The following is a 26,042-nucleotide window of genomic DNA, read 5'->3' on the forward strand; positions in this document are numbered from 1 at the left end:
GGACAATGCCGTAATCGCCAAAGGCTGCTGTCCGTTCACCGGACGCCACCACAGGAGGTATGGCTGGATCGGGTAACCCCCGATTAACTGTACCTATTTACTTTACGGCTAGCCGTCGGCTGGTCCGGAGTCTTGTTGTGACGGTCGGGTTGGAGTTTGTAATGACCGCTCAGCAGGCAGACAGCAGCAAGGCAATCAGCGCCATTCTGCGCGGGGGGGCTGGATCGGTTCGGGACGGCGTCGACTTCAAGGACGTGACGGGCATTCTGCTCCGGCGCAAGGGCTGGATTTTCGGAGTGGCTGCGGCCTTCTGTGCGGTGGCGACGATCTATCTCGCGATCGCTCGGCCGATCTACACCGCGACCGCAGAGGTCTATGTCGATCCGCGCGACCGCACAACGCCGAAGGAAGAGCCTGCGGTGCAGAACTCCGTGCCCGGCGACGGCTTGCTGCTTGTTGAAAGCCAGTTGAAAATCATCACGTCCGGCGAAGTGCTGACGCGCGTCGTCGATGACATGAAGCTGGCTGACAATCCGGATTTCAATGGCCGGAGCGGCCTCTCGGCGACGATCAGGGCTCTGCTCGGATTGTCGCGGAATGAATCCCCCGAACTGGTTGCCTTGCGCAATCTGCGCCTGAACACGGTCGTCAAGCGCAACGACCGTTCATTCGTCATCGATATCATGGTTTCGGCCAGGACACCGGAGCTGGCAGCCAAGCTCACCAATGCCGTGGCCAATGCCTTCCTCGAAGGGCAGGCCAGCGCGAACGCAAATTTCAACCGGCGCATTTCGGATGCGATCACGTCGCAGCTGGACCGGATGCGTGCTGCCGTCAACCAATCGGAGCAGGCCGTCGCTGCCTACAAGGCAGCCAATAACCTGGTCGGCGCGCGAAACAGATTGGTGACCGAACAGGAGCTCGACGAGGCCAATACCCAGCTGACCAGTGCGAAGACCCGGCTGAACGAGGCGCTGGCACGCGTCAAGCTGATTGAATCGATCGAGGCTGGCGGCGCGCAGTTGGAGGCCTTGCCGGAAGCCGTCCAGTCCGCGACGATCGCGCAGCTTCGGGCCCGCGCGGCGGATGTTTCCCGCGACGAAGCGCAACTGGCGCTGATCAATGGACCCAATCATCCCGCCCTGCGGGCCGCGCGCGCCCAGCTCCATGACGTGCAGGTCGCGATCAAGAACGAAGTCAGGCTGATCGCCGAGGCGGTCCGAAACGTGGCCGCCGGCGAGCGAACAAACGTCCAGACCCTCCAGGCGCGTTTCGATGCATTGAAGAAGCTCTCGGAAAACAACGAAAAGGTCATGGTGCCGCTGCGCGAGCTCGAGCGTAAGGCGGACTCCGATCGTTCCCTCTACGAGACCTTTCTTGCGAAAGCCAAGACGGCGGGCGTGCAGGAGGTTATCGACACCACCAATATCAGGCTGATCTCGCAAGCGTCGCCGCCGGATCGCAAGAGCTGGCCGCCGACCGCGATCATCATGGCGGCAGCGTTGTTCGGTGGTCTTAGTCTGGGCATCGTCCTGGCCCTGGCGCGCGAAGGTTTCGATCCTGGGGACAGGGAGGCACCAAACCCGAATACGAGGCGCGTAAGGGTGCCACCGCCGGTGCAGCCGGAGGCCAGCCATCCCGTCAGAGCGGACCGGCAAATGGGCGGCCAAGTCCGACTGGACGATTTTGCGGCAGAACTGCTTGGCGCACCCTCGGGGCATTCCGTGCTGCTGGTCCGCGCCTCGTCCGAGGCCTCGCTCGATCTGGCGGCGCTGGAACTGGCACGTTCGGTCGACGCCGCAGGGCAGAAGGTAATCGTCATCGATGCCGATCTGGCGCGCCATCCCGTGACGTCGCGGTTACGTTTCGCCCAGCGCCCGGGCATCCGCGATGTGCTGGCGGGCAAATCGACGATCGAGCGGGCAGCCCACGCATTGGGAAAAACCAACATTCGGATCGTTCCGGTCGGCGTAACGACATTGGCTTCGCCGGACCATCAGATGCGCTATTTGCTCTCGACTGCCTTGAAGGAGGCACGCAGCTTCGATCGCGTCGTCATCGACGGTGGGGAGCTGGGCGGGACGCCGTCCGAATTGGGGCTTTACGCCATGGCTGACGAGGTGATCTTCCTGGAATCTCCGAGAGGCGCCAGGACGGATGATGCGCAGGTTCTGGCCGAGTTGCTGAAGCACAATCAAATCAAGGCCAGATCCGTCATTGTCGATTCCGATCCCGAAACAGTGGCGGCATGAGTCCCAACAGCCGCGTTTGCGATGATGGAATCACGCTCCCGCGTGCAGCGTCGTCTGGCGGAACGATCAGACTGAGGTTGCCGTTTGCCGGCCCTCGCATCCAAAAAATGCTGGCGGCTTATTTTGTCCTGCTGTTCGTTCCTTCGACGTTTCTCGATCTGATCGGGTATGATTATTCATCGATCGGCGGAATGCCGCTCACGAAGATACACGTAGCCACCTATTTCATCGTCTTGCTGTTTGTGGCCTTCATTGTCTCATATCCGCAGAAGTCGGATCTTGCCCGTTACTATCTCGCGACAAAGCTTGGAACGATCTACTTCTTTCTCGCGACAACCTTCGCAGTGATCAACATCGTCGTCGGTCGGCGGAACGGATTCGGGATGTATTTCGACACCGATCTACATCTGTTTCTGTGCTGCATGCTGCTGCCATTCGTGCCGCCGGACGGCATGGAAAGGCTTGAGCGCTTCCTGCATTGGTTTTTTGCGATCAACGCGGTTCTCGGCATTTTCGAGCTGGTTTCCGGCGTCAATGTTTTTCCGCTCATGACATACTCGCCGGATGGCATGACGACCCTGGAACCGCGGGCAACCGCTTTTCTCAGTCATCCGCTTCACGCGGCAACCGTAACCTGCGCTTACATCGTCAGCCTCCTGGTCGGCGCCGGCAGGCTGTTGCGTCCCGACTTGCGCATTCCGATGATCGGCTTGCAAACGGTCGCGCTGCTTGCCTTTGGCGGCCGGACCGCTTTGCTGTTGACCCTGGCCATCCTGGCTTTCGCCTCGCTATGGCAGGTGCTGCGGTTTACCGGGGGAAGGCATATTTCGCGCACCAAGGTGATCCTTGCGATCGCGACCGTTCCGGTTGGGATCGCGATCGTCTCCGTTCTGGCCTACGCCGGATTCTTCGACCAGTTTCTCGATCGCTTTTCGGAGGACGGCGGCAGCGCCCGCAGCCGCGTGCTGATGCTCCCGCTTCTCTTGTCCTTTAACTGGACGGACTTTCTGTGGGGCGCCAACACCGACTATGCCCTGGCGCAGGTCTATTCCTTCGGTTTGGAATGGGGGGTAGAGAATCCCTTTATCCAGATGAGTGTTTTTCAGGGCGTGGTGGTCGCATCCCTGGTCATGTCGGGGCTGCTGCTACTCTTGTATGATGTCTACAAGCGTCTTGATGCCACCGTGATCTTTCCGATCGTCATTTACCTGTCGCTTTGCAACACTTTCGGATCATTCGCAGGGCGCTTCGTCAATTTTTCGATTTTCATCGTCATGATCTCGGCGCTGTTCCGGCGGCGCGATGTTCCGAGGGACTACGTGACCTGACAAGGAACACTTCATGGCCGTGCTGACGTTGGACCCTCATATCGCTCCACCCGCGATTGTGCTTCAAATTGCAGATCGCGAGCGGCCATCGGCACATGGCGGCCGCCTCCTGCCATCCGGCTTCTTGAAGACGTCGGGAAGCCAGATCGTGGACGAGACGGGCCGCAGCGTTCGCATCGCGTCGATCGGTTGGAACGGTACGGATAGTCCGCCGGGCGCGGCGCTCTCGGGCCTATGGCGGGTGAGCTACACGACTGTCCTGGATTCCATCGTCGCCGATGGATTCAACGCGGTCAGAATCCCCTGGACCGATGCCGGCCTCGATGCGCCGCTCAATGGCTACAGTGATCGGCTCGGCTGGATTCATACGACCTTGAACTGGGATCTGGTGGCCGACCCGGTGCCGGATGTGGACGGACACTATCGATACGTCACCACGTTGCAGCTGTTCGAAAAAGTCGTCGCCTACGCCGGTCAGCTCGGCTTGAAGGTGATTTTCGACCATCACAGCAACGCGGGGACCGAGCAGAAGAACGGCCTTTGGTTTGATCTGGGACCGGGGAGCGAGGGGAGGGACGGAGGCATCAAAGGTCGGATCACCGCCGACACGTTCAGGCAAAATTGGGTGCGGATGGCCCGAACATTTGCCGGAAATTCCACCGTGATCGGCTTCGATCTGCATAACGAGCCGAACGGCGAAAAGGGGCGCATTACCTGGGGAGGCGGCGGGCCGACGGACATCAAGGCGATGTGTGAAAGCGTGGGCTCGGCGATCCAGTCGGTCAACAAGGACGTGCTGATTATCTGTCCTGGGCCGTTCTTTTATTCACCCCCGCCGCCGGCCTCGGGGATGGATCCAAGATATGCCTCCCCTGCGGGAAATCTGACCGCTGCGGGGGCCAATCCCGTGAAATTGCCGATTGCCAACAAGCTGGTCTACACCGTCCATGAATATCCGGACGAAGTGTCCGATATTGCGCGATTTGGTTTGGCGCAAAGTGGCGCAGACTACGTCGATCGGATGAACCGTACCTGGGGCTATCTGGTCCGGGACAATATCGCGCCGGTCTGGATCGGCGAGATGGGCTCGTCGCTGCGGACACAGGCTGATCGTGACTGGGCCGCGACATTGATCGGCTACATGGCGGGCGAATATGGCAGCCAAGGCGGCCCGGCATTTGGCCCCGGTCAACAACCCATCAGCGGCAGTTGGTGGTTGATCGGTCCATCGAACGATCCGCCCTATGGTTTGCAAACGGAATGGGGCATCGGCAATTACCGACGGGAACAGCAGGCGATCACCGACCGCATGCTGATGCGATAGATATCAAGGCTCCAACCTCCCTGCGGGATTCAGCCGCGCCCGCGATACGTCGCGACGCCCTGGTCGGGAACCCAGATGCCCTTCGGCAGTCTTCCGGTCTGGAAGAACACGTCGATCGGGATGCCGCCGCGCGGATACCAGTAGCCGCCGATGCGCAGCCATTTTGGCTTGATCTCGTCTGATATCCGCTTGCCGATCATGACGGTGCAGTCCTCGTGGAAGGCGCCGTGGTTGCGGAAGCTCGCGGCGAACAGCTTCAGCGACTTGGATTCCAGCAGCCAGCGGCCCGGCACATAGTCGATCACCAGATGCGCGAAATCCGGTTGGCCCGTCACCGGGCAGATCGAGGTGAACTCCGGCACCGTGAAGCGGACCAGATAATCGGTCCCAGCTTGCGGATTGGGCACGCGGTCGAGCTGCGCCTTGTCCGGCGCGTCGGGCCATTCAACCGCGCGGCCGAGCTGCAGGCCGGGGGAGGTCGTTGATTTGCTGGATGTCTTTGCCATTGGGGTCTCCGTTCGGGTCTCATAGAGCATGATCCGGAAAAGTGGAAACCGGTTTTCCTGCAAAACAACCCCATGCAAAGGAGCCCGTCAGGCGGCCTTTTCCCCCTCGATGCATTGCGGTAGAAGCACCGCCATCCGACCCCCTCACTGCCATAAGAGGTTCTCATGACTGACATCGTCGACATCATCGGCCGCGAAATCCTTGATAGCCGCGGCAATCCTACGGTCGAGGTCGATGTGGTGCTGGAGGATGGGTCAATCGGCCGCGCGGCAGTGCCCTCGGGCGCCTCCACCGGTGCCCATGAGGCGGTGGAACTGCGCGACGGCGACAAGACGCGCTATCTCGGCAAGGGCGTGCAGAAGGCGGTTGCCGCGGTCAATGGCGAGATCTTCGAGGCGCTCGCCGATCACTCGGTCGAGGACCAGGTCGCGATCGACCAGATCATGATCGATCTCGACGGCACGCCGAACAAGAGCCGGCTCGGCGCCAACGCCATCCTCGGCGTCTCGCTGGCCTGCGCCAAGGCCGCCGCCGAATCCTTCGACATGCCGCTGTATCGCTATGTCGGCGGCACCTCGGCGCGGACGCTGCCGGTGCCGATGATGAACATCATCAATGGCGGCGTGCATGCCGACAATCCGATCGACTTCCAGGAATTCATGATCCTGCCGGTCGGCGCCACCTCGTTCGCCGAGGCGCTGCGGTGCGGCTCGGAGATCTTCCACACCCTGCGCGGCGAATTGAAGAAGGCCGGCCACAATACCAATGTCGGCGACGAGGGCGGCTTCGCGCCGAACCTGCCGTCGGCCGACGCCGCGCTCGAGTTCGTGATGAACGCGATCGGCAAGGCCGGCTACAAGGCCGGCGACGACGTCGTGCTCGGCCTCGACTGCGCCTCCACCGAGTTCTTCAAGGAAGGCGCCTACGTCTACGGCGGCGAGAACAAGACCCGTTCGCGCTCCGAGCAGGTGAAGTATCTCGCCGATCTGGTCGGCCGCTATCCGATCGTCACCATCGAGGACGGCATGTCGGAAGACGACATGGACGGCTGGAAGGAGTTGACGGATGCGATCGGCAGCAAGTGCCAGCTGGTCGGCGACGATCTGTTCGTCACCAACGTCAAGCGGCTCGCCGACGGCATCAAGAACGGCCGCGGCAATTCGATCCTGGTCAAGGTCAACCAGATCGGCACGCTGACCGAGACGCTGGCGGCAATCGAGATGGCCTACAAGGCCGGCTACACCGCCGTGATGTCGCATCGCTCCGGCGAGACCGAGGACTCCACCATCGCCGACCTCGCGGTCGCGACCAATTGCGGGCAGATCAAGACCGGCTCGCTGGCGCGCTCCGACCGCACCGCCAAGTACAACCAGCTGCTGCGCATCGAGCAGCAACTCGGCACGCAGGCGAAATACGCCGGCAGGGCGGCCTTGAAGGCGCTGGCGTAACGCCCCAACTGATCGGGACTGAACAAGACGCAAAAAAGGGAGGTCGGGATGAGCGACGGCAAGAGCGGTCTGCAACTGCGTTCGCTGCTCAAGAAGGATGGCGAGCTGGAATTGTCGCTGGTCAATGTCCCGACCCCCGAGCCCGGTCCCGACGAGGTCGTGGTCCGGGTCGAGGCGACCCCGATCAATCCGTCCGACCTCGGTCTCTTGATCGGCCCCGCCGACATGACGGCCGCCAAGGTCTCCGGCAGCAAGGACCTGCCTGTGGTGACCGCGCGCGTGCCGGACGCGGCGTTGCCGGGCCTCGCCGCGCGGCTCGACGAATCCATGCCGGTCGGCAATGAAGGCGCCGGCGTCGTGATCCGGACCGGCTCCTCGGACGCCGCGAAGGCGCTGATGGGCAAGACGGTCGCGATGATCGGCGGCGCGATGTATGCGCAATACCGCACGCTGCGGGTCGGCGAATGCCTGCCGCTGCCCGAGGGCACCACGCCGGCGGAAGGCGCCTCCTGCTTCGTCAATCCGCTGACCGCGCTCGGCATGACCGAGACGATGCGGCGCGAGGGGCACAAGGCGCTGGTGCACACCGCGGCGGCGTCCAACCTCGGCCAGATGCTGAACAGGATCTGCCTCAAGGACGACATCGGCCTCGTCAACATCGTGCGCAACAAGGAGCAGGCCGAGATCCTGCACAAGATCGGCGCCCGGCATGTCGTCGATTCCTCGGCGCCCGATTTCATGGACAAGCTCACCGCCGCGCTGGTCGAGACCGGCGCGACCATCGCCTTCGATGCGATCGGCGGCGGCAAGCTCGCGGGCCAGATCCTGGTCGCGATGGAGAGCGCGATCAACAAGACCGCCAAGGCCTATAGCCGCTACGGCTCGAACGTGCACAAGCAGGTCTATGTCTATGGCAGCCTCGACAGCCGATCGATCGAGCTGCCGCGCGGCTTCGGCATGGCCTGGGGCGTCGGCGGCTGGCTGCTGTTCCCGTTCCTGATGAAGATCGGACCCGAGGCCGGCAACAAGCTGCGCCAGCGCGTGGTGGCCGAACTGAAGACGACCTTCGCCAGCCACTACACCAAGGTGGTGTCGTTGCAGGAGACCCTGCAGCTCGACAACATCGCCGTCTACAACAAGCGCGCGACCGGCGAGAAATTCCTGATCAACCCGAACAAGGGATGAGGACTGAAACGAAAGGCCGTCCCCGGGACGGCCTTTTTACTTTAGCGTAGACCAATTCCGCGAAACGCTGCGTTTCCGGAATTGGGTGATCCATGCACTTGCATCTTTCTTGACGGGCCGGTAGGTGAGGTCCACGAGCTTCACGCAAACCCGAGGGGAAATCTGTAATGGCCTATAACATCGTCACCATCGTCGGCAGCATCCGCAAGGAGAGCTTTTCGCTGAAGATCGCCAATGCGCTGGCCAAGCTCGCGCCCGCCTCGCTGAAGCTCGAGGTCACGACGCTGCAGGGGATTTCCTTCTTCAACCAGGACCTCGAGGCGGCCCCGCCGGCGGACTGGCTCGCGCTCCGCGAGAAGCTGCAGAAGTCGAACGGTGTGCTGTTCGTGACCCCCGAATACAACCGCTCGATCCCGGGCGTGCTGAAGAACGCGATCGACGTCGCCTCGCGGCCCTACGGCAAGAGCTCGTTCCTCGGCAAGCCGGTCGGCATCATCGGCAATTCGCCCGGACCGCTCGGCGGCGTCAGCGCGGTGAAGCATCTGCAGAACATCCTGCCGGGCATCTCGGGCCCGATCCTCGGCCAGCCGGAGGCCTATCTCAACGGCGTCGGCGATGCCTTCGACGACAAGGGCGAGCTGACCAAGGAGTCGCTCAAGGCCGTGTTGCAGCAGTATCTCGACGCCTTCGCGGCCTTCATTGAAAAGCAGAACCGCTGATCCGGAGCGGTCGTCGTTCCGGTTGAATCGGTATCCGCGTCGCTCGAAATGCTCTCGTTTAGCGTTCGTTAACTCCATGGCCGCATCTTCGCGGCCATGGTTTCCCGCACGCGCCTCAAATCGATTCTGTCCGGTCTCGCCCTCTATACGCTGGCGGCGCTGATGGTCGGTTATTTCGGCGTCAACGCCTACACCGGCAAATACGGCCTGAATGCGCGCCAGGAGCTCGACCAGGAAATCATCGCGCTGACCTCGGAGCTGGCGCGGCTGAAGAAGGAGCGCGCCGAGGGCGAGCAGCGGGTGTCGCTGCTGCGGTCGGACCGGGTCGACCCCGACATGCTGGACGAGCGCGCGCGCTTCCAGCTCGACTACGTCAACCCGCGCGATCTGGTCCGGATCAACAAGCCGAACTGACGCGTTCTCAAATTTCAAAAACACGTGCGCGCTATCACAAAAGTGTCGCGCCGCGCTGCACTGCGGCATAGCAAAATTCCATCGGGCGAACGCAATCCTTCCAAGCCGATTTGAGTTGGGTTAGAGAGGGTTCTTCGACTTCTCTCACCCGGAATTGCCATGGCCACACCGAAGAAAACCGTCGCAAAGGACTCAGGGCAGGAGAAGGCTGGCTCGCCGCCGGAATTCTCCAAGCAGCAGGAGCTCAAGGCGCTGCGCGACATGCTGCTGATCCGGCGCTTCGAGGAGAAGGCCGGCCAGCTCTATGGCATGGGTGCGATCGGCGGTTTCTGCCATCTCTATATCGGCCAGGAAGCCGTCGTGGTCGGCATGCAGATGGCGCTGAAGCCGGGCGACGAGGTCATAACCGGTTACCGGGACCACGGCCACATGCTGGCCACCGAAATGGAAGCCAAGGGCGTGATGGCCGAATTGACCGGACGCCGCGGCGGTTATTCCCGCGGCAAGGGCGGCTCCATGCACATGTTCAGCAAGGAGAAGCATTTCTACGGCGGTCACGGCATCGTCGGCGCACAGGTGCCGCTCGGCACCGGCCTTGCCTTCGCCAACCGCTATCGCGGCAACGATAACGTCAGCGTGACCTATTTCGGCGACGGCGCCGCGAACCAGGGCCAGGTCTACGAGAGCTTCAACATGGCGGAGCTGTGGAAGCTGCCGGTGATCTACGTGATCGAGAACAACCGCTATGCGATGGGCACCTCGGTGTCGCGCGCGTCGGCGCAGCAGGACTTCTCCAAGCGTGGCGCCTCATTCAACATTCCAGGACGACAGGTCGATGGCATGGATGTGCGCGCGGTGAAGGCCGCCGCCGATGAAGCCACGGCCTGGTGCCGCGGCGGCAACGGACCGATCATCCTGGAGATGCAGACCTACCGCTACCGCGGCCACTCGATGTCCGATCCGGCGAAGTACCGCACGCGCGAGGAGGTCGAGAAGGTCCGCCACGACCAGGATCCGATCGAGCAGGTGCGCAACCGCTTGCTGGCATCCGGCGTCAGCGAGCAGGACCTGAAGGCGATCGACGCCGAGGTGCGCGAGATCGTCAACGCGGCCGCCGACTTCGCCCAGCACGATCCGGAGCCCGATGCGTCCGAGCTCTACACCGACATCTACCGCTGACCCCACCCGCGCAGACGAATCTCAAGACCGATTTCGGGAGCTGATATGCCCATTCAAGTGCTGATGCCTGCGCTGTCGCCCACCATGGAGAAGGGCAACCTCGCCAAATGGCTGAAAAAGGAAGGCGAGACCATCAAGTCCGGTGACGTCATCGCCGAGATCGAGACCGACAAGGCGACGATGGAGGTCGAGGCCACCGACGAGGGCACGCTCGGCAAGATACTGATTCCGGAAGGCACCGCAGACGTCGCGGTCAACACGCCGATCGCCACCATCCTGGCCGACGGCGAAAGCGCCGCCGACCTCGCCAAGGTGCCGGCCGCTCCCGCGCCGCAGCCGAAGGCTGCCGAGGCCGCGCCTGCTGCCGAAGCCAAGGGAGATGTAAAGGCGGAAGCGCCGCAGCCGGCGGCGAAGGCACCGGCCGCGCCCGCCAGCGAGCCACTGCCCGATCCGGAGATCCCCGCCGGCACCGAGATGGTCACCCAGACCATCCGCGAAGCGCTGCGCGATGCGATGGCCGAGGAGATGCGCCGCGACGGCGACGTCTTCATCATGGGCGAGGAGGTCGCCGAGTATCAGGGCGCCTACAAGGTGACGCAGGGCCTGTTGCAGGAGTTCGGCGCCCGCCGCGTGATCGATACGCCGATCACCGAGCACGGCTTTGCCGGCGTCGGCGTCGGTGCGGCGATGGCCGGGTTGAAGCCGATCGTCGAGTTCATGACCTGGAATTTCGCGATGCAGGCGATCGACCAGATCATCAACTCCGCCGCCAAGACGCTCTATATGTCGGGCGGGCAGATGGGCTGCTCGATCGTGTTCCGCGGCCCGAACGGCGCCGCCGCGCGCGTCGCCGCCCAGCACAGTCAGGACTATGCCGCCTGGTACTCGCAGATCCCGGGCCTCAAGGTGATCGCGCCGTATTCGGCTGCCGACTACAAGGGGCTGCTCAAGGCCGCGATCCGCGATCCCAATCCGGTGGTCTTCCTCGAGAACGAGGTGCTGTACGGCCACACCGGCGAAGTGCCGAAGCTACCCGATTTCGTGGTGCCGATCGGCAAGGCGCGGATTGCCCGCGCCGGCAAGGACGTCACCATCGTCTCCTGGGCGATGGGCATGTCCTATGCGCTGAAGGCCGCCGATGAACTCGCCAAGGAAGGCATCGAGGCCGAGGTAATCGACCTGCGCACCATCCGCCCGATGGACACCGAGACGGTCATCAACTCGGTGAAGAAGACCGGCCGTGCCGTCACGGTCGAAGAGGGCTGGCAGCAGAGCGGCGTCGGCTCCGAGGTCGCCGCGCGCATCATGGAGCACGCCTTCGACTATCTCGATGCGCCGGTCGCGCGTGTCTCCGGCAAGGACGTCCCGATGCCCTACGCCGCGAATCTCGAAAAGCTCGCTCTGCCCTCCGTCGCCGAGGTGGTCGCGGCCGCCAAGGCCGTGTCCTACCGGTAACGCCGATGGCCGGTCCCAAGGAGCAGCCGCTGCCGCCCGACGTGATGGGCCGCGACGACGCCGTCGAGGTGCTGCGCGCCTTTGTGGTCGACGGCGGCCTGTCGATCGCGTTCCAGCGCGCCTTCGAGGAGCCGGACATGTGGGGGCTGATGCTCGTCGACATCGCCCGTCACGCCGCGCGCGCCTATTCGCGCGAGAGCGAATACACCGAGGACGAGGCGCTCGCGCGCATCGTCGAGATGTTCGAAGCCGAAATCGCCCGGCCGACCGACATGGGCCAAACCAAACCGCGGTCGCAACAAGGTCACTGACAATGCCGATCAATATTCTCATGCCCGCGCTGTCGCCGACGATGGAAAAGGGCAACCTCGCCAAGTGGCTCAAGAAAGAGGGCGACAAGGTCAAGTCCGGCGACGTGATCGCGGAGATCGAGACCGACAAGGCGACGATGGAAGTCGAAGCGGTCGATGAAGGCACGATCGCCAAGATCCTGGTGCCCGAGGGCACCCAGGACGTTCCGGTCAACGACGTGATCGCGGTGATGGCCGGCGACGGCGAGGATGTGAAGGCGGCCGCCATCGCCGGGGCGGGCGCAGCGCCAGCGCCGAAGCCCGCCGAGGCACCGAAGCCCGCGGCCCAGGCCGCGCCGGCCCCTGAATCAGCCCCGAAGGCCGCACCGGCTCCGGCACCCGCGGCCGGGCCGACCCAGGCGGCGGCACCTGCGGCCGCGGCGTCGCAGGCCAATGGCCACGCCCGCGTGTTTTCCTCGCCGCTGGCGCGCCGGTTGGCGAAAGAAGCCGGCATCGATCTCGGCCGCATCACCGGCACCGGGCCGCATGGCCGCGTCATCGCCCGCGACGTCGACGACGCCAAGTCCGGCAAGGGCCTGAAGGCGCCGGCGGCTGCGCCCGCCGCGGGGCCGAGCATCGCGCCGTCAATGTCCGACAAGCAGATCCTGGCGCTGTTCGAGCCGGGCTCCTACGAGGTCGTGCCGCATGACGGCATGCGCCGCACCATCGCGCAGCGGCTCACCGCCTCGGTGCAGAACGTCCCGCACTTCTATCTCACGATCGACTGCGACATCGGCAAGCTGCTCGCCGCGCGCGAGGAGATCAACGCGGCCGCGCCGAAGGACAAGGAGAAGAAGCCGCTCTACAAGATCTCGGTCAACGACTTCGTCATCAAGGCGATGGCGGTCGCGCTGCAGAAAATCCCGAACTGCAATGTCAGCTGGACCGAAGGCGGCATGCTCAAGCACAAGCATTCCGACGTCGGCGTCGCGGTGGCGATGCCGGGCGGCCTGATCACGCCGATCATCCGCAAGGCCGAGACCAAGACGCTGTCGACCATCTCCAACGAGATGAAGGACTTTGCCGCCCGCGCCCGTGCCCGCAAGCTGAAGCCGGAAGAATATCAGGGCGGCACCACTGCGGTGTCGAACCTCGGCATGTACGGCATCAACCACTTCACCGCCGTGATCAACCCGCCGCACGCCTCGATCCTCGCGGTCGGCACCTCGGAGGAGCGCCCGGTGGTGCGCGGCGGCAAGATCGAGATCGCCAACATCATGAGCGTGACGTTGTCGTGCGATCACCGCGCGATCGACGGCGCGCTGGGTGCCGAGCTGATCGGTGCCTTCAAGCAGCTGATCGAGAACCCCGTGATGATGATGGTGTGACGGGCATCGGCCATGTACGCGATCGCCGGTCCGTACGTCCTGCTCGTCGCCATCGCCGTCGCGTTGCTGGTCGCGGTCAACCGCGACCTGATCTCGACGTTCCAGTTCAGGATGATGATGATCGGCGCGGCCGTGCTCGCGGTGGTGTGGACCATCTTCCTCGGTGCGGTATGGCAGGAGTACCGATGAATGGCCGGCACGGCCCGCACGCGCTGGCCCTGGATCTCGCTGCTGCTGTCGGCCGCGCTGGTGTGCAATCCGGTCGGGTTGGATTTTCTGCACTCCGCGTTCTTCGCCGGCGAACAACTGGCGCGGAACATCGCCCAGCCGATCGTGCTGACGGCCCTGGCCATCATGGCCGTGACGATCGGGCTCGAATGGCTGGTCAGGACATTGATCGCAAGAAGCCGCGCGCGCGGCGTCACACATTGAGTTGAACGGGAGCCGCCATGGCCGACACATCCTTCGACGTCATCATCATCGGCTCCGGCCCCGGCGGCTACGTCACCGCGATCCGCGCCGCGCAACTCGGCTTCAAGACCGCGATCGTCGAGAAATCCTATCTCGGCGGCATCTGCCTGAACTGGGGCTGCATCCCGACCAAGGCGCTGCTGCGCTCGGCCGAGGTCTACCACTACATGCAGCACGCCAAGGATTACGGGCTGTCGGCGGACAACGTCTCGTTCGATCCGAAGGCGGTGGTGCAGCGCTCGCGCGGGGTCTCAAAGCGGCTCAATGACGGCGTCGGCTTCCTGATGAAGAAGAACAAGGTCACGGTGATCTGGGGCGACGCCACGATCGATGCGCCCGGGAAGATCACGGTGAAGAAATCCACGGTCGAGGCGCCGAAGGGCGCGAGCGGCGAGGGCACCTATCAGGCCAAGCACATCATCGTCGCGACGGGCGCACGGCCGCGCGTGCTGCCCGGGCTTGAGCCCGACAAGAAGCTGATCTGGACCTATTTCGAGGCGATGGTGCCGGAACGGATGCCGAAATCGCTGCTGGTGGTCGGCTCCGGCGCGATCGGCATCGAGTTCGCCTCGTTCTTCCACACTATGGGCGCCGACGTGACGGTCGTCGAGGTGCTGCCGCAGATCCTCCCCGTGGAGGACGCGGAGATCGCCGGCCTCGCCCGCAAGCGCTTCGAGAAGCAGGGCATTAAGATCATGTCCTCGACCAAGGTGACGAAGCTGGAGAAGAAGGCCGACAGCGTGGTCGCGACCATCGACGACGGCAAGGGCCAGCCGCAGAGCAAGGAATTCGAGCGCGTGATCTCGGCGGTCGGCGTGGTCGGCAATATCGAGGGGCTCGGGCTGGAAAAGCTCGGCGTCAAGACCGACCGCGGCTGCATCGTGATCGACGGCCTCGGCAAGACCAATGTCCCCGGCATCTACGCGATCGGCGACGTCGCGGGCCCGCCGATGCTCGCGCACAAGGCCGAGCATGAGGGCGTGATCTGCATCGAGGCGATCAAGGGCCTGCATCCGCATCCGATGGACAAGCTGATGATCCCGGCCTGCACCTATTGCAACCCGCAGGTCGCTTCCGTCGGCCTCACCGAAGCCAAGGCCAAGGAAGGCGGCCGCGAGATCCGCGTCGGTCGCTTCCCGTTCGTCGGCAACGGCAAGGCGATTGCGCTCGGCGAGGACCAGGGCCTGGTCAAGGTGGTCTTCGACAAGAAGACCGGGCAGTTGCTCGGCGCGCACATGATCGGGGCCGAGGTCACCGAGCTGATCCAGGGCTATGTGGTGGCCATGAACCTGGAGACCACCGAAGAGGAATTGATGCACACCGTGTTCCCGCATCCGACGCTGTCGGAAATGATGAAGGAAGCGGTGCTCGACGCCTACGGGCGGGTGCTGAATATTTGACGCCGCGGACGCCGCCCCCGGTCCCGTCATCCTGAAGAGCGCAGAGCGCGTCTCGAAGGATGCACGGCCCGGATTACTCCGCGGGACCGTTCGCCCTTCGAGACGGCCGCTGCGCGGCCTCCTCAGGGTGACGGGTCTGGCAGAGAAGACATCACGAAGAACAAGAAGGACAGAATCTCGTGAAGGACAACGACAACCTCACCATCGAACGCCCGACCTTCGTGACCCATCTCGAATGCGCGATGGAGGGCGATCATTATGCGGCCGACCAGGTCCATAACCTGTCCAAGGCCGGCAAGCCGCTGCTGGTGCGCTATGACCTCGCCGGCGTGAAGAAGGCGCTCACAAAGGACGCGCTGGCCCAGCGTCCGGCGGACCTGTGGCGCTATCGCGAGCTGCTGCCGGTGCGCAAATGCGGGGACATCGTCAGCCTCGGCGAGGTCACGACGCCGCTGATCCGGCTGCCGCGGCTCGGCGCCAAGCTCGGCGGCGGCGAGATCATCGTCAAGGACGAGGGGCGGTTGCCGACCGGATCGTTCAAGGCGCGCGGCCTTGTCATGGCGGTGTCGATGGGCAAGGCGCTCGGCATCAAGCACATGGCGATGCCGACCAACGGCAATGCCGGCGCGGCGCTCGCGGCCTATGCCACCTCGTGCGGCATCAAGACCACGATCTTCTGCCCGGCGGATACGCCTGAGGTCAATGTCAGCGAGATCGAGCTGCAGGGCGCCACCGTCTATCGCGTCAACGGCTATATCGACGACTGCGGCAAGATCGTCGGCGAGGGAAAAGCAAAAGTCGGCTGGTTCGATACCTCGACCCTGAAAGAGCCGTACCGGATCGAGGGCAAAAAGACCATGGGCCTCGAGCTCGCCGAGCAGCTCGGCTGGGACGTGCCGGACGTGATCTTCTATCCGACCGGCGGCGGCACCGGCCTGATCGGCATGTGGAAGGCGTTCGACGAGCTCGAAAAGATCGGCTTCATCGGCTCGAAGCGCCCGCGCATGGTGGCGGTGCAGGCGTCCGGCTGCGCGCCGATGGTGCGGGCCTATGAGGCCGGCACCGAGCACGCGGCACGCTGGGAGGACGCCCACACCATCGCCTCCGGCATCCGCGTGCCGCAGGCGATCGGCGATTTCCTCATCCTGCGCGCGGTGCGCGAAAGCAAGGGCTTTGCAATCGCCGTCGACGACGACAAGATCACCGCGGCGCTCAATGAGGTCGCGCGCGTGGAGGGGCTGTTGCTGTGCCCCGAGGGCGCCGCGACCTATGCCGCCTACAAGCAGAGCCTTGCCGACGGCCGCGTCGCGAAGGGCGACCGCGTGATGCTGTTCAATTGCGCCAGCGGCCTGAAATACCCGCTGCCGCCGATCACCCGCACGCTGGATCGGCACAAGCCGATCGACTTCTCGCAGTTCTGAGCGGTCATTCTAGTTCGTCATTGCGAGCGAAGCGAAGCAATCCATTTCACCGCTTGCGCTGAACCATGGATTGCTTCGTCGCTTCGCTCCTTGCAATGACAAAATCATTCGAGGGAGTGCATGATGCGTAGAACGATCTGGGCTGCCTTGGCTGCATTGTTGACCATCACCAGCCCAGCGCATGCCGAAACCTGGCCGGCGCACCCGATCACCATCGTGGTGCCGTTCGCCGCCGGTGGTCCGTCGGATGCGATGGCGCGCATCCTCGGGGAGCACATGAAGCAGTCGCTCGGCGAGGTGCTGCTGATCGAGAATGTGACCGGGGCAGGCGGCTCGATCGGCGTCGGCCGCGCGGTGCGTTCGGCGCCCGACGGCTACACCGTCTCGTTCGGCCATCTCGGCACCCATGTCGCGAACGGCGCGATCTACAAGCTCGGCTATGATCTCGTCACCGATCTCGAGCCGGTGGTGCTGCTGCCGAGCAACCCGATGATCATCGTCAGCAAGAACGCGGTGCCGGCGAAATCGCTCAAGGAGCTCCTGGCATGGCTGAAGTCGCGGCCGGAGCCGCCGACCGCGGGCACCGCCGGCGCCGGCAGCGGCAGCCACATCGCCGGGCTCTATTTCGAGAACGTTTCCGGCATCAAGCTGCAATACGTGCCGTATCGCGGCACCGGGCCGGCGCTGAACGATCTCGTGGCCGGCCAGATCGACATCATCGTCGACCAGACCTCGAATTCGATCAACCAGGTCCGCGCCGGCAACATCCGCGCCTACGCGGTGACCGATTCCAAACGGGTCGCGAATGCGCCGGAGGTTCCGACGGTCGACGAGGCCGGCCTGCCGGGCTTCCACATGACACTGTGGTCCGGCCTCTGGGTGCCGAAGGGCACGCCGAAGGAGATCGTGACCAAGCTCAACGCCGCCGCGGTCGCGGCGATGGCCGATCCGACGGTGCAGAAGCAGCTCGAGAATCTCGGCTTGCAGATGCCGCCGAAGGACCAGCTGACGCCGGAAGCGCTCGGCGTCTGGCAGAAGGCGGAAATCGCGAAGTGGTGGCCGATGATCAAGGCCGCCAATGTGAAGGTGGATTGAAGATTGTCGGGCGGATTAGCCGCAGGCGTACTCCGCCATTCGCGGGCCGGGCGGCGCGGCGGGTTACGCGTTGCTAACTAATCTTACTGCGTCATAATTCTGCCTCCGCCGTCATTGCGAGGAGCGATAGCGACGAAGCAATCCATCCAACCGCGTTTGCGGGACGGTGGATTGCTTCGCTTCGCTCGCAATGACGGCTGGATTCGTTCACGGCCTCTCAGGATCGGCTGAAAGAGCGCTTGTGACGCAGTAGTACTAACCCGCCCTACGTTCCTACTGTGATGCCGGCGCCGCATTGCTCTCCTGCGTCACGACGCGCTCGCCGTTCTTGGCTATCGCCGTGCCGGCGTCCTCGAACCGCGCCTGGTAGACCGCGAAATTCTCCATCACGCGCTGGACGTAGTTGCGCGTCTCCGAGATCGGGATCCGCTCCACCCAGTCGACCGGATCGACGTTGGGATCGCGCGGGTCGCCATAGGCCTTGACCCAGTCGCGGACGCGGCCGCGGCCGGCATTGTAGCCGGCAAACGTCATGATGTGGCAGTTGCGGTATTCCGACAGCAGCGCGCTGAGCTCGGCTGCGCCCATCTGGGTGTTGTAGACGGGATCGGACACCATCCGGCTCCAGTCATAGCTGACGCCGAAACGCTTGGCGGTGTCGCGGCCGGCTTCCGGCGTCACCTGCATCAGCCCAACGGCGTTGGCCGCCGACTTGTCGCGCTGGTCGAACGCGCTTTCGGTGCGCGCGATCGAGTAGGTCATGCTGCGTCCGATATCGGGCGCGATCGGGGTGTGCTTGGGAATGCCGATCACCGGGAAGGCGTAATGATCGAAGGCGAAGCCGCGCCCGAGCGCGATCTTGCCGATCTGCAGCATGGCGCGGGCATCGTTGCGGCGGCCGGTGAGCTCGGCGAGCGCCTCGAGCATGCCGACATCGGTGCTTTCCTCGGCCAGGTCGGCCGCGAAATAGAGCACGATGTCCGGTTCGCCGATCGCATAGAGCATGTCGGCGGCGCGGACGCGCTCGTCGGCCGCCATGCTGGAGGCGCTGGCGGCCGGCGAGGGCGCGTGCAGCTCGACGCCGCCGTCGCGGCCGAGCTTGGCCAGCGCGAGCTGGCCATAATAGGCGGTCGGGTACCGCGCGGCGGCCTGGTAGTCGGCCCGCATCGCCACGCTGTTGCCGAGCGCCTCGGCGGCGCGGCCGCGCCAATAGGCGGCGCGCGACAGCACCGTCGGGTTGGTCTGGCCTTCGTCGATGTGGGCGAAATGCGCCGCGGCGGTCTTGGCATCGTCGAGATAACGCAGCGCGATCCAGCCGCGCATGAAGTGCATGTCGGAGCGGTAATAGGGATTGTCCGGCGCCGCCGCGCCCCGGATCACGTCATAGGCCGCCTGGTACTCACCCTGGTCGAGCAGCTTGCGGGAGAGGATGCGCCGCTCGCGCCACCACTGGTCGGTGTCCTGCTGCGCCATCGTCTCGGGCGCTGCCGCGATTGTCACGCGCGCCGCATCGTCGATCCGGTTCTTTGCGAGCAGAAACTGGATGCGACACAGCGTGTAGCCGAGATCGCTGCGGGCATCGGCCGGCACGTCGTTAAGCGTGTCCTCGGCCTTGCTGGATTGCCCGCGGACCGCGCCGCAGGCCTTCACGATCGCCAGATAATCGCTGCCGAGGTGCTGCGCCGCGCGCCGGGCGCCGGCGAGGTCCTTGGCGCCGATCCGCTTGTCCATGCGCGCGCGATGGTCGTCGCGCGTCAGCAGATCCTTGAACGCGTCGTAGGCGTCGCTCTCGGTCCGCTCCAGCAATTCGTCCGAACGCCAGGCCTCGCGGACCAGCCGGGCGGCGCCGTCGCGGTCGCCTTCGGCGAGCAGGGTGCGGGCGAGCGCGAACTTGCCCTTGGCGCTGATCGGCTGGTCGAGCGTGAAGCCGTGCACCGTGGCCGGATCGCTGCGCTCCTGCCACATCCGCGCTTCGGCGCGTTTGCGCAGCAGCGTGACGCTTGGCCAGTCCGGGTTGGCGGTCATGAACGCCGCATAGCGGCTGAACGGCGCATTCGATTCCGAATGGCGCAGCAGATACCACTCGACGAGCTTGCGTCCGACCGGGTCGGTGATCCCAGCCTGGATATCGGTGGCGTCGTTGGTCTTGCCCCGGCGCGCAGCTGTGATCGCGTCCCTGACCATGGCGAGATCGCCCGACAGTTGCGGCCCGGCGGGTTTCACCGGTTCTGCCGGCGCGGTCTCAGCCGATTTTGACGGAACGGATTTGGTCTTGGCGGATTTGTGCTTGTCGGCGCCATGCCTGGCGTGCCGGCGCTTGGCCGAGGCCTCGCGCGCAACCTTGCTGCCGGCCTTTGATGAGCCACCGGCCTTGGCGCCGTGGCTGCTCTTGGCCTGGTGCTGGTGATGCGGCTTGGCGTCTGCCTTGATCGGCAGCAGCGCGAGCGCGGCGGCGGTGGCGAAGCACGCCAGCGGACGTAGGCAACGGTTCATTCCCTGGTCCCCCCTGAGAAACCATGAGGCACAACAGAACGCGTCATACGGCGGCACAACCGCCGCAGATTACCACTACCCTCGATTCTCGAGTGTTAATGCGGCTGCAACTCAACAGGGAAAACGCGGCGAAATATGGAATGCGGCGTGTGGAACCCGCGGGAACCGGGATTTTTACGGGTGAAGCGCCGCACTTTGATCGGGTGACCCTGAGATGTATCCTCGCTGCAAACGCCGTGGGGGTTGCCGATGTCACCGACAGATCACTTCGTGCGAGCCGAGGCGCCATGACGGCTCGCCTCACGACCATTCTCGACGGTGGTCGCTATTTCGAAGGCCCGCGATGGCATCTCGGGCGGCTCTGGTTCGTCGACTGCATGGCGCGGACGCTGCTCAGCGTCAGTCCGTCCGGCAACTTGCAGGAGCATGCTGCGGTGAGCGACGACACGCCCTGTGGTCTCGGCGTGCTGCCTGACGGCGACATCGTCGTGCTGACGATGTTCAGGAAGCGGCTGCTGCGTTTCTCCAACGGAGCACTGTCGCTCTATGCCGACCTCTCCGAGGTCGCGGCCGGCACGATCGACGACATGATCGTCGACGGGCAGGGCCGCGCCTATATCGGCGATCTCGGCTTCAATCTGCCGCCGCCGGAGGGCCGCGGCGCCGTCGGCCGGATCATCCTGGTGATGCCCGACGGCAGTGCGCGCGTCGTCGCCGACGGCTTGCGTTTTCCCAACGGCATTGCCGTCTCTGCCGATCATCGCCGGCTCGTCGTCGCGGAGATGGATGGTGCCGGCCTTGCCGATTACGACGTCGCAGCCGATGGCGGCCTGAGCCTCCGCGGGCGGCTCGGTCGCATCAATGATCCCGACGGCATCTGCCTCGATGGTGACGGCGCGGTCTGGGTCGCGTCGTTCACCGAGGATGCGTTTGTGCGGATCGATCGCAATGGTGTGGAGCGGCAACGCATCTCCGTGCCCGGCCGCCGCGCACTGGCTTGTGCGCTCGGCGGTGCGGATCGCAGGACGTTGTTCTGCCTGAGCGCAGAGACATCGTACGAGGAGCTGCGGAAGGGCAAATCGGTGTCGCGGTTCGACGTGGTCGAGGTCGAAACGCCCGGTGACGGCTATCCCTGAGTCACAGTCGGGAAGCTAGGACTGCTTCTTCTTTTTCTTCCCTTTCTTCTTCAGGATGTCGGCCTGGCTCCTGAAGGCGCGCGCGAGCGAGCGCATCTGGTTGGCGACGATGGCGTCCGCCGTCGTCGTTGCGACCCGTTCCGCGGTCTGCGCCTGCTTGCGAATTGCCTTGGCCATTTTCATGAAGGAACCAATCGCGCAGCGCCGCTCTGGTTCCAGCGCGCGCGCCGGCATCTTGAAGGCTTGAGTTTCGTTCTTGTTTCGTTCATATTGGCTTGCCCGGGAGAATGCCGCCATGGACGCCGAACGAGACCGCGCAATCATCAGGCTATGGAACGAACTCCGCCGGCTCCAGCGCGAGGGGCGTCCGACGGCGTCGCTCGTCCGTCGCATCGAGCAGGCACTGGCGGCACGGGAGCAGGAGGCGGCCTGACCGCCATCCACTCCGCTTCCGACGCGTTAGCGCCCGCCGTCCGGCCCCATCACCAGGTTCGGCAGCCAGGTCGAGATATCCGGGAAGACGCACAGCATCAGCACCGCGAACATCATCAGCAGCACGAACGGCAGCGTGCCCCAGATCACCTCGCTCAAGGGGATGTCGGGCGCGACGTTGCGGATGACGAAGATGTTGAGGCCGACCGGCGGATGGATCAGGCCCATCTCCATCACGATGGTCATGACGACGCCGAACCAGATGATGTCGAACTCGGCCGCGCGCAGCGGCGGCAGGATGATCGGCGCGGTCATCAGGATGATCGAGACCGGCGGCAGGAAGAAGCCGAGTACGATCACCATCACCAGGATCGCAAACAGCAGCTCCCAGCGCGGCAGGTGCATCGCGACGATCGCCTCGGCCGCCGACTGCGAGATGTGCAGATAGCTCATCACGTAGGAATACAGCAGCGACATGCCGATGATCAGCATCAGCATGGTCGACTCGCGGATGGTCGATTTCAGGATCGGCGACAGGTCGCTGGGTTTCCACACGCTGTAGATCACGGCGATCAGCCCGAGCGCCAGCAGGCCGCCGAGGCCTGCGGTTTCCGACGGCGTGGCGTAGCCGCCATAGAGCGCGATCATCACGCCGGTCAGGAGCAGCACGAACGGGATCACGCGCGGCAGCGCGCTGAAGCGTTCGGCCATGGTGAACTCGTCGCGCTGCAGGATCGCCGCGTCCTCGCCGGTCTCCGCATAGGCGGCCTTGGCCGTCGCATATTCCCTGCGGAAGCGGAACACGGCGTAGAGGCCGAACAGCGACACCAGCAGCAGCCCCGGGCCGATGCCGGCGAGGAACAGCCGCCCCAGCGATTTCTCGGCGGCGACCGCGAACAGGATCATCGTGATCGAGGGCGGCAGCAGGATGCCGAGCGTGCCGCCGGCGGCGATGATGCCCGCGGCAAAGCCGCCGGAATAGCCGCGCTTGCGCATCTCCGGAATGCCGGCCGAACCGATCGCCGAGCAGGTCGCGGGCGATGAGCCGGCCATCGCCGCGAACAGCGCGCAGGCGAACACGTTGGCGACGCCGAGGCCGCCGGGCACCCGATGCAGCCAGGCATGCAGCGCCGAGTAGAGGTCCTGGCCGGCGCGCGATTTGCCGATCGCCGCGCCCTTCAGGATGAACAGCGGGATCGACAGCAGCGTGATCGAGGCCATCTCCTCGTAGACGTTCTGCGTCACCGTATCGAGCGAAGCCGCCGGCATGTAGATCGCCATGAACACGACCGCGACTGCACCGAGCGCGAATGCGATCGGCATGCCGGAGAACATCGCAAACAGGGTGGCAAGCCCGTAGGAGATGCCAATACCAAACACGGTCATCGGCGCGCGCCACCGGTCAGCGGAAGGATGATCTGCAAAAGTAGTTGCACGCAAAGCAGCGTCATGCCCAGCGCCATCAGCCCGTAGGGGATGGCGAGCGGCGGCGACCACATCGAGTTGGAGACCTGGCCGTCGACATAGGCCTCGTGGGCCAGGGTCCAGGACTTCCAGGCGAAGAAGGTGCAGAACGCGAAGCTCGCGACATCGACCAGCCACAGCCGGATGCCGTTGGCGCGCGCCGAGAGCAGGCCGACGAACGCCTCGATGCTGACATGGCCGCGCTGGCTCTGCACATAGGCCGAGGTCATGAAGGTAGCGCCGACCAAAAGGAACACGGCGGCCTCGTCCTGCCAGTAGTTCGGGCTGTGGAACAGGGCGCGCCCGAGCACGCTGTAGCTCAGGATCGCGCAGGCCGCGATCAGGGCGAGCGCGGCGAACACCACGATGACATTGTTGCAGACGGACAGCGCGCGCCCAAGCATCGCCACGGCGGTATTGCCCGTGGCGATGCCAGTGGTTTCGGCTTGATCCGCGACCGGACCATGCATCATGCGGCGACGTCGCTTGCGAGCTTCAGCAGGTTGGCGGCCGTCGCCGTCTTGGCACCATAGTCCTTCCAGGCGGTGTCGCGCGCGATGTCGCGCCACTTGCCGACCACGGCGGCATCGAGCGCACTGACCTTGGCGCCGGCCTTCTCGTAGACCTTGGCGACTTCGGCATCGTCGTCCTGCGCGCCCTTGCGGCCGAACGCCTCGAGCTCGGTGCCGACCGCGAGGATGATGTCCTGCTGGTTCTTCGGCAGCTTGTCGAAGATCGCCTTCGACATCATCAGCGGCTCCAGCATGAACCAGTACGAGGCGCCGGCGCCCGAGGTCAGCGACTTCGCGACCTCCTCGAGGCGGAACGAGATCAGGCTGGTGGAGGAGGTGATGCCGGCATCGCAGGCGCCGGTCTGCATCGCGGCGTAGATCTCGTTCGACGGCACCGACAGCACCGCGGCGCCGGCGGTCTGCAGCACCATGTCCATCTCGCGCGAGCCGCCGCGCACCTTCAGGCCCTTGGCGTCTTCCGGCGCCACGATCGCCTTGGAGCGGCTGGCGACGCCGCCGGCCTGCCAGACCCAGGAGATCAGGAGAATGCCCTTGTCGGCGAGGAAATCGGTCAGGGCCTTGCCGACCGGCTCCTGCTTCCAGCGCAGGCCCTGGTCGTAGGTGGTGACGAGGCCGGGCATCAGGCCGATATTGGTCTCCGGCAATTCGCCGCCGGCATAGGGCATCGGATACAGGCTGAGATCGAGCGCGCCCTTGCGCATCGCGGAGAACTGCGCGTTGGTCTTGATCAGCGACGAGTTCGGATAGATCTCGGCGGTCAGGTCGCCGCCCGAGCGCTTGGCGATTTCGGCAGCGAACATCCGGCACAGCCGGTCGCGGAAGTCGCCCTTGTCGATGGTGCCGCCGGGAAACTGGTGCGAGATCTTCAGCGTGGTCGCGGCATGCGCGGTCCCGACGCCCATCCGCAGCACGGCTGGGGCGGCGAGGGCGGACGCGAGGACGTGGCGGCGTGTGAGCATGGTTGTTCCCCTGAAGAGCTTCTTGAGTGGCTGTTAGGCCGGCGCGGAGCCTTAGCTTAGCCGGTCTTCGCCTGAATATTCTCTAGTCTGATAGTTCGAGGCGCCCTGATAGTGCGAGCCGATAGGCGGCAGCAAGTCTTGCCGTTGTTGCGGCGCACACTGCCGCGCCGGTGCTGTGGCTCTATTCAACCCAGGCGAGCACGCGCCGTGCAGCTTCAAGAATTTGTTATTGGAGGTAACAACCGGCCTTGCAAGCGCGTCGAGCAGATAGCGGCAAGTCGTCGCGCTCACATTCGACCACACAAGGGATCATCATCATGACCACCAACACCCGCCTTGGCCTTTCCGCCGCGCTGCTCTCGTTCAGCCTCGCGCTGGCGCCCGCCGCCTTCGCTCAGGACAAGATGGGCAAGGACGACGCGATGAAGAAGGAAGACACGATGTCCAAGGATGCCATGAAGAAGGACGGTGGCATGATGAAGAAGGACGACGCCATGAAGAAGGATGGCGGTGCGATGATGAAGAAGGACGACGGGATGAAGAAGAACTGATCGCCGCCACCCCTCATCGTGCGCAGGCCCGCCATCGTGGCGGGCCTGGTCCTGCTTAGCGCTTCTTCTTGCCGCGCTCCTTGCGCGCGGCGTAGCGCGCGTCACGCTTGGCCTTCTGCTCGGCGAGCAGGGCCTCCTCTCGAGCGGCTTCTTCTTCCTTCTCGCGCGCGATGCGGGCGGCCTCGGCCGCAGCGGCTTCTTCCTCGCGGCGCTTCTGCTCGGCCTTCTCGGCCTCACGGGCTTCCTTGGCCTTGGCGCGGCGTTCGGCGATCGCCGCGCGCTCCTCGGCACGTGCCTTCACCGTCGGATCGTCAGCGCCCGGCTGGGCGCGAAACTTGTTGAGGAGGTTTTGCCGTGCCTGCAGGGCCGCCTTTTGGCGGTCGGCAAAACCCGGTTCCTTGAAGCCACTCATAGAGGAAGCCTGCTGCTTTCTGTTCGGGTGATGGATGGGGTTTGGTTCGGCGCTTCAATAAGTGAACGGCGGCGAAATTGCCAGTGGCGAAGGGAAGGTTGTGGAGCAGGGGTGATATGAGCTGATAGCAAATGGTGGACTGCTGGTGACTGCCTCGCCAGGCTGCCGGCCTGGTGAGTGGTTGGT

26 protein-coding genes are annotated in these 26,042 nt (G+C 64.4%); 19 read left to right on the forward strand and 7 right to left on the reverse strand.

Going from position 1 to position 26,042, the window contains the following annotated elements:
- Positions 1-161: 161 nt before the first annotated feature.
- From ACVINW_RS30320 to ACVINW_RS30330, 3 genes are all read left to right on the forward strand, one after another.
- Positions 162-2,252 (forward strand): GumC family protein, encoded by a 2,091-nt coding sequence (locus ACVINW_RS30320; protein WP_456754658.1) that lies wholly within the window; start codon positions 162-164, stop codon positions 2,250-2,252.
- A 107-nt stretch (positions 2,253-2,359) separates the two neighbouring features.
- The gene (locus ACVINW_RS30325; RefSeq protein ID WP_456754659.1) at positions 2,360-3,580 is read left to right on the forward strand and encodes a VpsF family polysaccharide biosynthesis protein; all 1,221 of its coding nucleotides are present in this window, start codon (positions 2,360-2,362) and stop codon (positions 3,578-3,580) included.
- Between the two features lie 13 nt (positions 3,581-3,593).
- Complete coding sequence (locus ACVINW_RS30330) at positions 3,594-4,904, forward strand: glycoside hydrolase family 5 protein (protein WP_456754660.1); 1,311 nt, start codon at positions 3,594-3,596, stop codon at positions 4,902-4,904.
- A gap of 29 nt (positions 4,905-4,933) precedes the next feature.
- Here ACVINW_RS30330 and queF read toward each other — a convergent pair whose 3' ends face one another.
- On the reverse strand, positions 4,934-5,410 hold the full coding sequence (gene queF, locus ACVINW_RS30335) for a preQ(1) synthase (RefSeq protein WP_456754661.1): 477 nt from the start codon (positions 5,408-5,410) through the stop codon (positions 4,934-4,936).
- A gap of 165 nt (positions 5,411-5,575) precedes the next feature.
- Here queF and eno point away from each other — a divergent pair, with 165 nt between their 5' ends.
- The 13 genes from eno (at position 5,576) to ACVINW_RS30400 (ending at position 17,876) form a co-directional block, all read left to right on the forward strand.
- Positions 5,576-6,859 (forward strand): phosphopyruvate hydratase, encoded by a 1,284-nt coding sequence (eno, locus tag ACVINW_RS30340; RefSeq protein WP_456754662.1) that lies wholly within the window; start codon positions 5,576-5,578, stop codon positions 6,857-6,859.
- A gap of 48 nt (positions 6,860-6,907) precedes the next feature.
- Positions 6,908-8,044: a zinc-binding dehydrogenase gene (locus tag ACVINW_RS30345; protein ID WP_456754663.1), complete on the forward strand. Its 1,137-nt coding sequence runs from the start codon at positions 6,908-6,910 to the stop codon at positions 8,042-8,044.
- A 167-nt stretch (positions 8,045-8,211) separates the two neighbouring features.
- Positions 8,212-8,763: an NADPH-dependent FMN reductase gene (locus ACVINW_RS30350; protein WP_456754664.1), complete on the forward strand. Its 552-nt coding sequence runs from the start codon at positions 8,212-8,214 to the stop codon at positions 8,761-8,763.
- Between the two features lie 96 nt (positions 8,764-8,859).
- Positions 8,860-9,177: an FtsB family cell division protein gene (locus tag ACVINW_RS30355; protein WP_456754665.1), complete on the forward strand. Its 318-nt coding sequence runs from the start codon at positions 8,860-8,862 to the stop codon at positions 9,175-9,177.
- A 159-nt stretch (positions 9,178-9,336) separates the two neighbouring features.
- The gene (pdhA, locus tag ACVINW_RS30360; RefSeq protein WP_456754666.1) at positions 9,337-10,356 is read left to right on the forward strand and encodes a pyruvate dehydrogenase (acetyl-transferring) E1 component subunit alpha; all 1,020 of its coding nucleotides are present in this window, start codon (positions 9,337-9,339) and stop codon (positions 10,354-10,356) included.
- Between the two features lie 45 nt (positions 10,357-10,401).
- Positions 10,402-11,811 carry a pyruvate dehydrogenase complex E1 component subunit beta gene (locus ACVINW_RS30365; RefSeq protein WP_456754667.1) on the forward strand — a complete coding sequence of 470 codons (1,410 nt, stop codon included), beginning with the start codon at positions 10,402-10,404 and terminating at the stop codon, positions 11,809-11,811.
- A 5-nt stretch (positions 11,812-11,816) separates the two neighbouring features.
- Positions 11,817-12,122 carry a DUF5076 domain-containing protein gene (locus ACVINW_RS30370; RefSeq protein ID WP_021079261.1) on the forward strand — a complete coding sequence of 102 codons (306 nt, stop codon included), beginning with the start codon at positions 11,817-11,819 and terminating at the stop codon, positions 12,120-12,122.
- A gap of 2 nt (positions 12,123-12,124) precedes the next feature.
- The gene (locus ACVINW_RS30375) at positions 12,125-13,489 is read left to right on the forward strand and encodes a pyruvate dehydrogenase complex dihydrolipoamide acetyltransferase (RefSeq protein ID WP_456754668.1); all 1,365 of its coding nucleotides are present in this window, start codon (positions 12,125-12,127) and stop codon (positions 13,487-13,489) included.
- A gap of 12 nt (positions 13,490-13,501) precedes the next feature.
- Positions 13,502-13,678, forward strand: coding sequence for a hypothetical protein (locus ACVINW_RS30380; protein WP_456754669.1), 177 nt, complete (start codon positions 13,502-13,504; stop codon positions 13,676-13,678).
- Complete coding sequence (locus tag ACVINW_RS30385) at positions 13,679-13,921, forward strand: hypothetical protein (RefSeq protein WP_456754670.1); 243 nt, start codon at positions 13,679-13,681, stop codon at positions 13,919-13,921. It begins immediately after the preceding gene.
- Positions 13,922-13,938: 17 nt separating this feature from the next.
- On the forward strand, positions 13,939-15,360 hold the full coding sequence (lpdA, locus tag ACVINW_RS30390) for a dihydrolipoyl dehydrogenase (RefSeq protein ID WP_456754671.1): 1,422 nt from the start codon (positions 13,939-13,941) through the stop codon (positions 15,358-15,360).
- Between the two features lie 179 nt (positions 15,361-15,539).
- The gene (locus ACVINW_RS30395) at positions 15,540-16,781 is read left to right on the forward strand and encodes a threonine synthase (protein WP_456754672.1); all 1,242 of its coding nucleotides are present in this window, start codon (positions 15,540-15,542) and stop codon (positions 16,779-16,781) included.
- Between the two features lie 123 nt (positions 16,782-16,904).
- Complete coding sequence (locus ACVINW_RS30400; RefSeq protein WP_456754673.1) at positions 16,905-17,876, forward strand: tripartite tricarboxylate transporter substrate binding protein BugD; 972 nt, start codon at positions 16,905-16,907, stop codon at positions 17,874-17,876.
- Positions 17,877-18,149: 273 nt separating this feature from the next.
- On the opposite strand, the gene ACVINW_RS30405 is transcribed toward ACVINW_RS30400, so the two are convergent.
- Complete coding sequence (locus ACVINW_RS30405) at positions 18,150-20,369, reverse strand: lytic transglycosylase domain-containing protein (protein WP_456754674.1); 2,220 nt, start codon at positions 20,367-20,369, stop codon at positions 18,150-18,152.
- 287 nt (positions 20,370-20,656) lie between these two features.
- On the opposite strand from ACVINW_RS30405, the gene ACVINW_RS30410 reads away from it, so the two are divergent.
- Positions 20,657-21,505: an SMP-30/gluconolactonase/LRE family protein gene (locus tag ACVINW_RS30410; RefSeq protein ID WP_456754675.1), complete on the forward strand. Its 849-nt coding sequence runs from the start codon at positions 20,657-20,659 to the stop codon at positions 21,503-21,505.
- A 15-nt stretch (positions 21,506-21,520) separates the two neighbouring features.
- On the opposite strand, the gene ACVINW_RS30415 is transcribed toward ACVINW_RS30410, so the two are convergent.
- Complete coding sequence (locus ACVINW_RS30415) at positions 21,521-21,802, reverse strand: hypothetical protein (protein WP_456754676.1); 282 nt, start codon at positions 21,800-21,802, stop codon at positions 21,521-21,523.
- Here ACVINW_RS30415 and ACVINW_RS30420 point away from each other — a divergent pair.
- Positions 21,801-21,938 (forward strand): hypothetical protein, encoded by a 138-nt coding sequence (locus tag ACVINW_RS30420; protein WP_456754677.1) that lies wholly within the window; start codon positions 21,801-21,803, stop codon positions 21,936-21,938. The two genes, ACVINW_RS30415 and ACVINW_RS30420, sit on opposite strands and share 2 nt — an antisense overlap.
- Positions 21,939-21,964: 26 nt before the next feature.
- Here the strand turns inward: ACVINW_RS30420 and ACVINW_RS30425 are convergent, their stop codons facing one another.
- Genes ACVINW_RS30425 through dctP form a run of 3 tightly spaced genes read right to left on the reverse strand, consistent with a single transcriptional unit; the run spans position 21,965 to position 24,893 of the window.
- Positions 21,965-23,323, reverse strand: coding sequence for a TRAP transporter large permease (locus ACVINW_RS30425; RefSeq protein ID WP_456754678.1), 1,359 nt, complete (start codon positions 23,321-23,323; stop codon positions 21,965-21,967).
- Positions 23,320-23,871: a TRAP transporter small permease gene (locus ACVINW_RS30430; RefSeq protein ID WP_456756537.1), complete on the reverse strand. Its 552-nt coding sequence runs from the start codon at positions 23,869-23,871 to the stop codon at positions 23,320-23,322. Before ACVINW_RS30430 ends, ACVINW_RS30425 begins: the two co-directional genes overlap by 4 nt.
- Positions 23,871-24,893: a TRAP transporter substrate-binding protein DctP gene (gene dctP, locus ACVINW_RS30435; protein ID WP_456754679.1), complete on the reverse strand. Its 1,023-nt coding sequence runs from the start codon at positions 24,891-24,893 to the stop codon at positions 23,871-23,873. Before dctP ends, ACVINW_RS30430 begins: the two co-directional genes overlap by 1 nt.
- Positions 24,894-25,210: 317 nt before the next feature.
- Here dctP and ACVINW_RS30440 point away from each other — a divergent pair, with 317 nt between their 5' ends.
- Complete coding sequence (locus tag ACVINW_RS30440) at positions 25,211-25,444, forward strand: pentapeptide MXKDX repeat protein (RefSeq protein ID WP_456754680.1); 234 nt, start codon at positions 25,211-25,213, stop codon at positions 25,442-25,444.
- A 55-nt stretch (positions 25,445-25,499) separates the two neighbouring features.
- Here ACVINW_RS30440 and ACVINW_RS30445 read toward each other — a convergent pair whose 3' ends face one another.
- Entirely contained in the window at positions 25,500-25,856 is a 357-nt protein-coding gene (locus tag ACVINW_RS30445; protein WP_456754681.1) for a DUF6481 family protein, read from the reverse strand.
- Between the last annotated feature and the right edge of the window lie 186 nt (positions 25,857-26,042).

This window comes from Bradyrhizobium sp. USDA 4461 (genome assembly GCF_054055655.1).